Genomic DNA, 11,838 nt, shown 5'->3' on the forward strand with positions numbered 1-11,838 from the left:
ATTGCGGCTCAGTGCTTCAGTCGATTTTGGCCGTATTGGAATGGTGTTTAGCCTAATGCGCCTAGCACTCTATGCTTAAATTCACAGCCGTAGGACTCCACTTGTTCACGGCAAATATCAATATCGACGCCCGCTAATCCTTCGATGGCGGAGACTTGTACCGTTTCAATATAGTGTGGTGCCAAGGCGATAAAGGCATGCACGGCGGCGTAGGAACCGGCGAGTTTTGGGCGGCAATGTTCAATATAGGCAGCTTCATTATCCGCATTGAGTGAAATCGATAAGCTATCAACGCAGTCGGCAAGTTCTGGCAGAATATTGCGTCTATGGACCAGATTGCCTAAACCATCGGTATTAATCCGTACTCGTCCGCCCCTGCGTTTGATCTCTTTTGCCACAGTGAGTAGCGTTGGAAGATTTAAAGTGGGCTCGCCATAACCGCAAAACACGTATTCTTCGAAGTCTTTTACATCGCCAAGCAGAGGGATAATTTCCTCTGGCTTAGGTTGATGGCACAGTGCAAGTTGGTATTCGTGGATTTGTTTACTGCCATTATGTTTTGGGCAGAAAGCGCAGCGCAGGGTGCAGCGACCAGTGATATTGAGGTAACGACTGCGGCGAATATCATAGACTAGCGTTTCGGTCGCACAGGTTTCATTTGTGCAAACTTCATCTGTAATGTGACCGTTCGCTAGGGTTTCAGTAGTGACAACGTGCGGGTTATCAAGGTGTTGCTTATGCAGATGCTCAGACATAATGATGGCTTCATTCTAACGATAACTGACGACTTGAGCACAGTGTAGCGAAAGCCCGATGGCATAACTGTCAGCTAGATCGCAACTTGAAAGCTCAAACTAACTCACGGCAAAGTGACTTTGATGCTGATGTGGAATTGAATGAACACAGGCAATAAAAAAGAGAGCCTAAGCTCTCTTTTTAAGGTCCAAGATATTGATTAACTGTCTATCGCTAACTGCCTATCGCTAACTGTCTGTCGTTAACAGCCTATAAATAGTCTTTCTTATAGTCAGTCGTGACAGCTTGCTCAAAATCCGGATGCTTAACGTCTTCATCATTGGTTTTTTTAGGCTGCCACCACCAGTTGAAGAAGCGGCTGCTAGAGCGGCTAACATCGTCGAGTATGATGTACAGCAGCGGCACTAAGATCAGCGTCACTACAGTCGAGAACAGGATACCGAAGGCGAGGGACGTCGCCATAGGGATCACAATTTGCGCCTGCAAACTGCGCTCGAGAATAATAGGCACTAAGCCGACAAAGGTAGTGAGTGACGTTAAGATGATCGCCCTAAAGCGATAACAGCCCGAATCCACTGCCGCCTGTCTAACCGATTGACCTTGCTCCCGCGCACGGTTAACAAAGTCCACCAAAATCAAAGAGTCGTTCACCACCACACCCGCGAGTGCCACTATGCCGCAGAGACTTAATACGCTCATCGCGAGTCCCTGAATCAAGTGACCGAACAGGGCGCCGATAATCCCGAAGGGGATCACCGACATGATGATCAACGGCTGACTGTAGGATTTTAGCGGGATTGCCATCAGTGCATAAATGGTAAACAGCGCAAAGAAGAAACCTTGCATCAAACCGACCATAGCATTCTGTTCATCCAAACTGCCGCCATCTAACGCGGTTTGGATTTTAGGATACTTGGCCTGTAATTGTGGCAGGTAATCTTTTTGGATTTCCTGTACCACTTTTGAAGGTTCGACTATGTTTTTGTTGGCATTTGCCGTGATGGTGATCGCCCGCTTACCGTCAACACGGGTAATTGATGCATAGGATTCGCCTTTCTCAATTTGTGCCACGGTCGAGAAGGGAACAGAGGTGCCCGTTGGCGTGCGGATCAGCATGTTTTCCAGATAACCCACAGTGCGGCGCTGCTCTAATGGATAGCGCACCATTACCTTGATTTCTTCTTTATTACGTAAAATACGTTGGGCTTCATAACCATAGAAACCGTAACGCACTTGGCGGGCTAAATCGGAAAGGGTCAGGCCAAGGGCTTCAGCCTCTGGACGTATCTTCAGGCGAATTTCATGGCTACCCGAGGAGAAGTTGTCGGCAATATCGTACACGCCTTCGTAGCTGGCGAGTTTTTGCTTCAACTCTTTAGAGGCAGCGGATAGTTCATCGAGATCGCTTGAGGTCAACCTGAAGGAAATATCGCCACCGGCATCATTGGTGCTCGCGTTAAAGCTGAGTTTTTTGACCGATAGAAGCTCGGGCAATTGTTCACGCCATGCGGCAGCAATCGTCACACCATCGACTACGCGGTCTTCGCCTTTCGTCAGTTCGGCAAAAATAAAGGCAGAGGTGCGGGAGCTCATATTGATAAAGCTGTGTTTCACCACTTGATAGCCGTTATCTTTCTCCATTTTGTCGTTCATCTTGTACAGGGCTTCTTCTATGCTCTGCACCACTTTCAAAGTGTTCTCTTCCGAGCTGCCTTCGTCCATTTCCAGCTGAACTTGAATAAAGTCCGATGGAATATCTGGGAAGAATACCCAACGCACTTTGCCACTGGCGACTAAGGCAATGGAGAGGATCAACACACCGATAAAGGCCGCGACCACGTTGTATCTTTGCTTGATACAGCGCTCGAGGAAGTTGCGATAACTGTGGTGAATAAAGTGCTGCACTCTGTCGTTAAAGTTGGCTTTGAGGCGACCAAAGAATCCCCTTGGCGCACCGGGCTTTTTAAACTTCATGTGCGCTAAATGCGCTGGCAGGATGAACTTAGATTCGACCAGCGAGAAGGCCAAACAGAGGATGACCACCATGCCGATGGATTTCCAGATAATTCCCATAGGGCCAGAAACCATCAACATTGGAATAAAGGCCGCAATTGTGGTTAATACTCCGAAGGTCGCGGGCATTGCCACCTTTTGCGCGCCGCGGATCACGTTTTCAACCGAGTGACCGTGGCGTTCGACCTCTGTGTAGGCGCTCTCGCCGATGACAATCGCATCGTCCACCACTATCCCGAGCACTAAAATAAAGGCGAACAAGGTCAACATGTTGATCGTCATCGAGAAAGGTTCGAGCGGCATGATCAGCATAGTGCCGAGGAAGCACACCGGCAGACCCATCATGACCCAAAACGCCAACTTAAGATCGAGGAACATAGCTAGGATGATAAACACCAGCAAGGCACCGTAAAACATGTTCGACATCATCATGTTTAAGCGGCCCTTGAGGTAGTGAGTCATATCACCCCAAGTATCGAGTTGCGCGTTGGCAGGAAGCGTCGCGCGGCGATCCTCGACGTATTGTTTCACTTGAGCGGCAATGTCTAAGGCATTTTGATCATCAACACTGGTGACTTCGATAATCGCGGCCGGTTTACCGTTAAAGCGGGTATATTCTAACCGTTCTTCAAAGTCATCTTTGATGGTTGCCACTTGCGGCAACATCACGCGGCTACCGTCGGGGCGAGTGGTGACGACGATATTGGCAAAGTCATCACCTGTGTAGGCTTGGCCTTTGGTGCGCAGCAGGATGTCGCCATCTTGGGCGCGAATCGAACCGCCGGGTAAGTCAAAGGAAGAGTTTTGCACCGCTAACGCGACCTGTGTAAATGTTAGGCCGTATTCGCGTAGTTTATCTTCTGATACTTCGATGGCGATTTCATAATCGCGCACACCGGTGACTTTGGCACGGGTCACGGCTGGCAGTTGGGTTAAATCGTCACGCACCGACTTAGCCAACTCCTTCATATCGTGCAGTGTCATATCACCATAGACGGACACCCAAATGACGTTATTTTCAGGTTTAATCTGATAGATATTGGGTTTTTCGATGTTCACTGGGAAGGTCGAAATCGCATCTAATCTCAGTTTGGCTTCATCGAGCACGGTTTGCACTTCGTAACCGTCTTCAACTTCAACCGTAATCGAGCCTACCCCTTCGCTAGCCACTGACGTGACCTTCTTGATACCGTTGATATCTTGGATGGCTTCTTCAATCTTGATGTTGATGCCTTCTTCGATTTCCTGTGGCGCCGCGCCCGGATAGGCGACGGAAATATTCAGCAAATTGAGTTCGAAAGAAGGAAACACTTCTTTATTGATCAAGACAGTGCTGAACAAACCGCCGACCAGCAATGCCCACATTAACAGGTTCGCGGCCACACTGTTGCGGGCGAACCAGGCTAAGATCCCTTTTTGAGTGTCCATTATTTCACTCCAGTGGCCGCAAGACTCGACTCAGGCGTGTCTTCTTTTGGCGTCTCAGTCGGCAATGCCGCTTCACCTAAGACCTTGACCAGTTGACCGTTTGCCATGCTGTTGAAGTGAGTGGTGGCGACGCGCTCGCCCGTTTTTAGACTGTCCTTGATATACACATTGTCGAGATCGCTACGAACGATATTCACATGGCGCATTTCAACAATATTTTTGTCGTTCACTAAGGCGACGTGATCGTTACGAACCACATGGCGGGGCAGTTTAACTATGCCATCGACGGTGCGACCTTTGATGACTGCATTGACGAAGCTGCCATATTTAAGCGGTAAGCTGCCGGCAACTTTATTGGCGCGCAGGTAAGGGTCTTTGATTTCAGCGACTAAATACACCATGCGATTTTCAGCATCGATCACGCCTTCGCTACGGATAATATTGCCATCCCAAGTATTTTCTTTACCCGCCAAAGAGGCGCTCAGCGTCACTTGAGTATCGGGATTATCAACCGACTCTAGATAGGCTAGATCGTCATTCGAAATCGGTAAGCGGATTTCAGCAACGCTAGTGTCGTAGAGTTCTCCTAGATTTGTACCTAAGCTAACATACTGACCTAAATCGACATTGCGCGCTTTGATTATGCCATCGAACGGCGCGCGGATAACCGTGCGCTCAAGGTTACGTTGGGCACGCGCCAGTGCTGCTTGCGCATATTTAACGTTGGCTTGCTCTTTTTTAAGCTGTGGAATACGCAGACCTAACTCTGGGGGTAAACCTTTGTCGTAGCCTTTGAATTCGATTTTAGCGACTTCACCGCGGGCAATTTCCTCGTTCAGCGCTGCGGTGGCTTGGGCCAGTGTCGCTTCGGCTTGCATTAAATCCGCCTCGTAATCTGAGGGCTCGATCTGCGCGAGTTGTTCGCCTTTCTTAACTATGCCGCCCGCCACAAAATTAGGGGAAATGGTCAGCATTCTGCCTTGAACTTCGGTCACCAGTTGGGTTTTATATTTTGGATTAACCACACCGTAGGAAGGTAAGTTTAGCGATACCGTTTGCTGAGTCACTTGCGTCACATCAACGATAGGAATGGGCATCTCTTCAGGTTTTTGTTCTGGCGCTTCCTTGGTTTGCATTAATATTTTTGCGCCTAAGCCAAATAGCAGCAAAATTAATAAAGGAGATGTTCTCCTCAGTAGAGTCTTCATCATATTATTGTTACATCCATGCTAATCGCGTAATGGGGTTAAAGTAGCAGAGTCGGCCGCGCCAATAAATTTATTTTTGTAAATTAAATGTGTCTAAAAGTGATGGTTTGACACATGTGCTCACTAGGTACCGATGTTTTGGCGAAAATTAGAGCAGGTAAATGATGAAAGGTTCACTTAGGTGATTGGAATATATTGAAATAAGAATGAATACGTTTGTGAGCTTGTAGATCTAAATGGGCCGTATTTCATGCTCTATATTTTGTGATTAGCTTTTACTCGCCAGTTGATTTATTGCATTGAGTTAAATTTAGGTAATAAAAAAGCCGCATATAGCGGCTTTAGTTGGATTATTTCAAGCTGAGGTTACTTCTTCTTGCGGGCGATTTTACTCGCTTTCTTTGCCGCTTCTTTCTTGCTGGTTTTTTTCGCTGCTTCTTTCGCTTTCACTTTGGCTTTTTTCTTACCCGGTGTACGCGCTTCTTTGTTCTTTGGACGCAGCTCTTCGATCACGCGGCGTTTCAACGGTTGCTCGATATAACGCTCGATTTTACCGACGATACGCATGTCGTGTGCTTCGGCCAACGAAATCGCAGTACCTTTTGCGCCAGCGCGGCCAGTACGACCGATACGGTGAATATAGGTATCGGCAGAGCGTGGCATGTCGAAGTTGATCACATGGGTGATATCGTCGATATCGATACCGCGTGCAGCCACATCGGTTGCCAGCAAGACGTTCACTTCACCTTTGGTAAAGCGGCTCAAAGCTTGGAAACGTTTTTTCTGTTCCATATCGCCACGCATGAAAGCGCAGGCAATACCGACTTTAAGTAACTGGCCTTCTAAGCTAGAAACGATGTCGCGGGTTTTTACGAACACGATAGTCCGTTTAACATCTTCTTGGCGCAGCAGATGACATAACAGGGCAAATTTATGCTCTTTATCATCGGCTAAGTGGATCCATTGGTGGATCTTGGCTTTTTCGCTGCGAGGTGCTTCAACATCGATTTCAATCGGATCGTTCAATACTTCACGGGCAAAACGTTGTACACCGCCGCCTTCTAAGGTGGCAGAGAACAACATGTTCTGTTTGCGGCCTTGGGCTTCGATAGCAATCGCTTGCACCACAGAAGAGAAGCCCATGTCTAGCATGCGGTCGGCTTCGTCGATAATTAAGATATCGACTTCTTGGGCGTTGAAATTGCCTTTGTCTAAATATTCCATTAGGCGGCCAGGGGTCGCGACCAGAATATCGACGTTGCCCGCTAAGGCTTCTTCTTGTGGTCCGTAAGGCACACCACCGGTCACGATCGCTATGTCTAAACCTTGGCCTGTGGCTAAGTGACACGCATAACGGTGGATTTGGCTGGCTAACTCACGGGTTGGCGTGAGGATCAGGATACGTGCTTGCCCTGCAAAACGGCGGGGGAAGTCGATTAAATGTTGCAGCGATGGCAGTAAAAAGCTCGCTGTTTTACCTGTTCCTGTCGGGGCGCGCGCGAGAATATCTCTTTGCTCTAGGGCATAAGGGATAGTTTCTTGCTGAATAGTGGTGGGTGAATGATGCCCCATGGCATTAAGCGACTCTAATAAGCTAGGGTCAAGCTGGAAATCTTCAAATTGCATGCGCAGCGTCTCGACGGATAATAGCGAAGCATTATAAAGGTTATGGCGGTTAACTTAAATAACTTATCTAGATCTCCGGTGTTTATCTTCTTAGCCGGTAAAGTTTTATGGTAATAGGCATAAGTTAATTACTTTAAGGTCAATGTATTAGCATTTAATTTTAGGGGAATTGGCCCCTTCGTTACCTTTGCCAAACTTAGCGGCCTTTACTTAACGTGTCAGGGCTGGGCTCGATATCAGTATTTAAGGTAAAAATCTCGGATCAATTGCACCATGGTTTGGGTGTATTGGCCTGAAAGTTCTCGAATAGTGATATCACTGATCTTAGGGGCAATTTGAGGGTGAGTCTTGTGTGCGAGTACGCAGAGTACTCTATTAGCGCTTTTCCCTACGATGCTAATAAGGTTCGTTATTTCAATCAGACTGAGCTGTGAGTGCGCCAAAATCTCATTGAAACGCGCCATGCTTTGCATTGGTAATATGAGGCTTGCGTTTCCTTGCGGTGCTAGGCACACATGAATGGCATCGAGTAGCGCGGTAAAACTTAAGCTATCTGTGTGACGGGCCATAGCGCGCTGGGATTGTATCGCTTGTGTGCCTTGCTCAAAATAGGGCGGATTACAAATGATGTGATCAAAATACTCTTGATACTCAATCTGTTGGCAAAAGTCTTGGATGCTGCTGTTGACTAAAGTGAGTCGATTCGCCCACGGACTATTGTGGAAGTTATGCTGGCAAGCCTCGGCTGCACTTGTGTCTAACTCGACACTGGTAATGTGTGCTTGGCTGCGCTGCGCTGCCATTAAACTGAGTAAGCCACTGCCAGCACCAATATCTAAAACTGTTTTCGCTGTGGTCAGTTGAGCCCACGCGCCTAGGACGACACTGTCTGTGCCTACGGCCATGCCGCAATTCATATCATCGATATGAAATTGTTTAAAAGTGAATGCCATGGAGAGTTAATTTTTGCCGTTCTAAGGTGGTTAGGCCCAATATTGGGCGGGCAGTATTCTAATTCTAGCCCTTGTTTTTAGCCAATGCTTTTAAACAGAAGATGTTGCGCTAGATGTATGAATTTGTGTCGGCATAAGATTTTATTTTTTACGGCGCAATACAGATTTTACTTAATTAACGCTTTATTTTATTGCCTTAGAAACCTTTTCTTAGCAGTTAATTAGCATTATTTCGCTTTTTTTATCCTAACGGTCTTGTTGTCTTGTATTGGTGCTTTAAGTCTGGTATTAGTTTCGCCCCCATTTTTAATCACTTTTATGATTAACGGATAGGTAAACGAGTTTAGTGGTGAATTAGTAGTCAGTACAGCTGCGCAAAAGTTTGTCATAGATTATAAACTCGACAGATATCGAACATATTTACCACGGAATTGTGTAAACAAAGATTTGCACTCCGGATGGGCTTTGTTTTAGCTATGGCTAATCGACACATAATCACTTAAGTTTGTAAAAAAACAATAAGACAAGATGGGGCTTCCAGTGCAAGACAATCAGATGAGTATCGCAGATACATTGGGCTTAGGTTTTATGACCTTCGCATTCTTTTTAGGGGCAGGTAACCTAATTTTTCCACCGTTCGCGGGAATGTTAGCGGGCGGTAATATGCCCCTCGCCATGTTGGGTTTTTTGATTACCGCCGTAGGTTTACCTTTAGTTGGACTGATTGCTGTCGCTAAGGCTCAAGGTAAGGTTATGGCTATGCTGCCAGTATTTGCAGCAACGACATTGGCTATCGCGATTTATATCATTATCGGCCCTGCGTTTGCTGCGCCGCGTACCGGTTTAGTGGCTTACGAGATTGGCGCTAAGCCCTTTATCGATGACACCACGGCCACATTTTTACTGGGCAGTTTAGAACTGAATCTGTCGCAACTGTTATTCACCATGTGTTTCTTCACCGTCACTATGTTATTGGCGCTTTTCCCTGGCAAGCTGCTCGATAGCGTAGGTAAAGTATTAACGCCTATTTTATTGATCTTGTTGGTTGGATTAGCGGCATCTGTGATGTTTTTACCCGCATCCGAAGTGGGCCAAGCCGTAGGCGATTATCAAAACCATCCGCTGACCAAAGGTATTTTGGAAGGCTACAACACTATGGATACGTTAGCGTCCTTAATGTTTGGTATGCTGATTATCGATATCCTGCGCAAAAAGGGGATTGATCAACCGAGTGCTCAAACTAAATATCTGATCCGCGCCGCCTTTATCGCTGCCGCTGGTTTAGCCTTTGTGTATGTGTCGCTGTTCTTTTTAGGTGCGACCGCAGGCGATATCGCCATCGGTGCTAAAAATGGCGGCGAGATTTTAACGAACTATGTGACCCGTGAATTTGGTGATTTAGGCTCAGTCTTACTGTCATCGGTCGTGACCTTAGCTTGTTTAACCACAGCGGTTGGCCTTGTAAGTGCATGTTCTGAGTTCTTTAATGAGCTGATGCCTAAACTGTCTTACCGTTTCCTGGTGATCTTCTTAAGCGTGATTTGTGCTGTGATTGCTAACGTGGGTCTTACGCAGCTTATCGCCATCAGTATTCCTGTGTTAATGACGATTTATCCTGTGGCAATCGCCTTAGTGGTCATCACTTTCTTGACCGCTTATTTTGCTAATCCGCAGTTTGCACACCGTGCAGTATTGAGCGTGGCACTGTTTTTCGGCATCTTCGATGGCCTTAAAGTGGCGGCGAGCAGTTTGACTGGCGCTGATGGTCAAGCGGTGAATGGCTTAGCGCAGGGCTTTATCCATGTCGTGGATGTGATGTCTCCCGTGTTATCTAAGCTGCCACTCTATGAAGAAGGCATGGCTTGGTTACTGCCAACGATTGCAACCATAGTACTGTGTTTAGTGTTTGGTCGTGGTCGTGATCAAACGGCTGCTGCTTAAGCCTTGTACTCGCGTTTTTACGCGGGACTCAGTTAAGCTGATGTAGGCTTAAATGTAGTTAAGTTAATATCAACGGCGTATCATTTGATGACGCCGTTTTTTTATGGAGTTTTTGTGCCTAAGACATATCAGCCCGATCCGCTCATTGATGTTTTTCTTGATGATCTTTGGTCGAGCAAGGGACTGAGTGACAACACCTTATCGGCCTATCGCACCGATTTGCGCCATTTTGATCGTTATCAAGCTCAGCAAGGGGTAACGCTGCTCGCGGTTTCTCAGGCGGATGTCAGGGCGTATTTAGCCTTTAGAGTTGAGCAGGATTTTGCGCGCACCAGTAGCGCTCGGCTGCTCAGTAGTTTACGGCGTTTCTATACCTATTTAGTGCAGACCAAGCAGATTTCAGCCGATCCTATGGCCCTAGTCGAGTCGCCTAAATTAACCCGCCATTTACCCGATTCATTGAGTGAATCACAGGTCGATCGCTTGTTGTCTGAGCCCAATGTGGAAGATGCGGTCGAATGTCGTGACAAAGCCATGCTAGAGCTGTTGTATGCGACAGGCTTGAGGGTGAGCGAGCTCGTTGGCCTAACGATGGAGCAGATGAGCCTGCGCCAAGGCTTAGTGCGCATTGTGGGTAAGGGCGGCAAAGAGCGTCTCGTGCCACTGGGTGAATTAGCGATTACCGAAGTCGAGAGCTACATGAAGTTTGCGCGCCAAGAGTTGCTTGGCAATAAACAGTCCGATGTGGTGTTTCCGTCAAAACGCGGGCAGATGATGACGCGGCAAACCTTTTGGCATCGGATTAAGTTGTATGCCCTGCGTGCTGGGATTGAAACCGCATTATCACCGCACACATTGCGCCATGCTTTTGCTACCCATTTGCTCAATCACGGTGCCGATCTGCGGGTGGTGCAATTGCTGTTAGGCCATAGCGACCTGTCGACCACGCAGATTTATACCCATGTGGCGCGGGCAAGGTTGCAGGAATTGCATCAACAGCATCATCCAAGAGGCTGAAAAAGGATTTAGTTACAGCATAAATTTGCTTTCCGCGCGGCTTGTCTGTAACTTTTTGCCCCCATACGGGGTCTATTAAGTATATCGCGTTTGAACGACCCCAAAATCTCCTCGTCGAGACCCAATTTATAGGATGTCCCATGAAGTTAACCCGAGCATTATCTTTAATTTTTGCCCTTGTTGTAGCTCCTCTTGCTCACGCCGCAACAGCGACCTCGCCAGATACCGCTGCTATTAAGCAAAAACTGACTGAGATGTTGGATGTTGAAGTCATTTCTATGCAGGATTCGCCGATTGAGGGGTTGTATCAAGCCATGACCAACCGCGGCGTGCTCTATATTAGTCGTGATGGTTCAAAACTGTTCCACGGCAGTTTGTATGACCTAGATAAAGGCATGAAAAACTTAACGGAAGCGGCATTAGCTGGCCCACGTTTAGAAATGATGAAGCCGCTTGAAGACCATATGTTGGTTTACAAAGCTAAAAATGAAAAACACGTGGTCACTGTATTTACCGACGTCAGTTGTGGTTATTGCCGTAAATTGCATAGCCAAATGGCCGATTACAACAAGCTTGGCATTACCGTGCGTTACTTAGCCTTTCCGCGTGCGGGCGTGCCGTCAGCCAACGCCGACGAAATGCAAGCCATCTGGTGTGCTAAAGATCCATTAAAAGCCATGACAGACGCTAAAGCGGGCAGCAAAGTTGCCGCAGCAACATGCGATGCTAAAATTGCCGAGCAGTATGCTTTAGGCACCACCTTTGGTGTGAATGGTACGCCGGCAATCGTGTTAGAAGATGGCAATATGATCCCAGGTTATCAACCCCCTGCGGACTTATTACGCACCTTAGAAGCGCGTCAGTAACAGTCAAAATAATCAAATTTATCCCACGAA

Annotated in this window: 8 protein-coding genes; 3 read left to right on the top strand and 5 right to left on the bottom strand. The window is 47.3% G+C overall.

Annotated elements, in window-relative coordinates; all coding sequences use genetic code 11:
• Window positions 1-47: 47 nt before the first annotated feature.
• The 5 genes from Q4Q57_RS03350 to Q4Q57_RS03370 form a co-directional block, all read right to left on the bottom strand.
• Window positions 48-755 carry a TatD family nuclease-associated radical SAM protein gene (locus Q4Q57_RS03350; protein ID WP_071938513.1) on the bottom strand — a complete coding sequence of 236 codons (708 nt, stop codon included), beginning with the start codon at window positions 753-755 and terminating at the stop codon, window positions 48-50.
• A 250-nt stretch (window positions 756-1,005) separates the two neighbouring features.
• Window positions 1,006-4,197, bottom strand: coding sequence for an efflux RND transporter permease subunit (locus Q4Q57_RS03355; RefSeq protein ID WP_311889758.1), 3,192 nt, complete (start codon window positions 4,195-4,197; stop codon window positions 1,006-1,008).
• Window positions 4,197-5,408 (bottom strand): efflux RND transporter periplasmic adaptor subunit, encoded by a 1,212-nt coding sequence (locus Q4Q57_RS03360; protein WP_107948970.1) that lies wholly within the window; start codon window positions 5,406-5,408, stop codon window positions 4,197-4,199. Before Q4Q57_RS03360 ends, Q4Q57_RS03355 begins: the two co-directional genes overlap by 1 nt.
• A 363-nt stretch (window positions 5,409-5,771) precedes the next feature.
• Complete coding sequence (gene srmB / locus Q4Q57_RS03365) at window positions 5,772-7,031, bottom strand: ATP-dependent RNA helicase SrmB (RefSeq protein WP_006080348.1); 1,260 nt, start codon at window positions 7,029-7,031, stop codon at window positions 5,772-5,774.
• A gap of 236 nt (window positions 7,032-7,267) precedes the next feature.
• Window positions 7,268-7,984, bottom strand: a complete 717-nt coding sequence (locus Q4Q57_RS03370; RefSeq protein ID WP_259514330.1) for a tRNA1(Val) (adenine(37)-N6)-methyltransferase — start codon at window positions 7,982-7,984, stop codon at window positions 7,268-7,270.
• A 528-nt stretch (window positions 7,985-8,512) separates the two neighbouring features.
• Between Q4Q57_RS03370 and brnQ the strand changes: the two genes are divergently transcribed.
• From brnQ to dsbC, 3 genes are all read left to right on the top strand, one after another.
• Window positions 8,513-9,925, top strand: coding sequence for a branched-chain amino acid transport system II carrier protein (gene brnQ / locus Q4Q57_RS03375; protein WP_259585569.1), 1,413 nt, complete (start codon window positions 8,513-8,515; stop codon window positions 9,923-9,925).
• A gap of 114 nt (window positions 9,926-10,039) precedes the next feature.
• On the top strand, window positions 10,040-10,942 hold the full coding sequence (gene xerD / locus Q4Q57_RS03380) for a site-specific tyrosine recombinase XerD (RefSeq protein ID WP_006080351.1): 903 nt from the start codon (window positions 10,040-10,042) through the stop codon (window positions 10,940-10,942).
• Between the two features lie 140 nt (window positions 10,943-11,082).
• Complete coding sequence (dsbC, locus tag Q4Q57_RS03385; protein WP_006080352.1) at window positions 11,083-11,808, top strand: bifunctional protein-disulfide isomerase/oxidoreductase DsbC; 726 nt, start codon at window positions 11,083-11,085, stop codon at window positions 11,806-11,808.
• The last annotated feature ends 30 nt before the right edge of the window (window positions 11,809-11,838 follow it).

The organism is Shewanella sp. SP2S2-6 (genome assembly GCF_031931965.1).
Classification (GTDB): domain Bacteria; phylum Pseudomonadota; class Gammaproteobacteria; order Enterobacterales; family Shewanellaceae; genus Shewanella; species Shewanella baltica.

Bases quoted from the DNA above. Each gene is read 5' to 3' on its own strand.
- brnQ (WP_259585569.1), top strand. From the start codon at position 8,513: ATGGGGCTTCCAGTGCAAGACAATCAGATGAGTATCGCAGATACATTG.
- Q4Q57_RS03370 (WP_259514330.1), bottom strand. From the start codon at position 7,984: ATGGCATTCACTTTTAAACAATTTCATATCGATGATATGAATTGCGGC.
- dsbC (WP_006080352.1), top strand. From the start codon at position 11,083: ATGAAGTTAACCCGAGCATTATCTTTAATTTTTGCCCTTGTTGTAGCT.
- Q4Q57_RS03355 (WP_311889758.1), bottom strand. From the start codon at position 4,197: ATGGACACTCAAAAAGGGATCTTAGCCTGGTTCGCCCGCAACAGTGTG.
- srmB (WP_006080348.1), bottom strand. From the start codon at position 7,031: ATGCAATTTGAAGATTTCCAGCTTGACCCTAGCTTATTAGAGTCGCTT.
- Q4Q57_RS03360 (WP_107948970.1), bottom strand. From the start codon at position 5,408: ATGATGAAGACTCTACTGAGGAGAACATCTCCTTTATTAATTTTGCTG.
- Q4Q57_RS03350 (WP_071938513.1), bottom strand. From the start codon at position 755: ATGTCTGAGCATCTGCATAAGCAACACCTTGATAACCCGCACGTTGTC.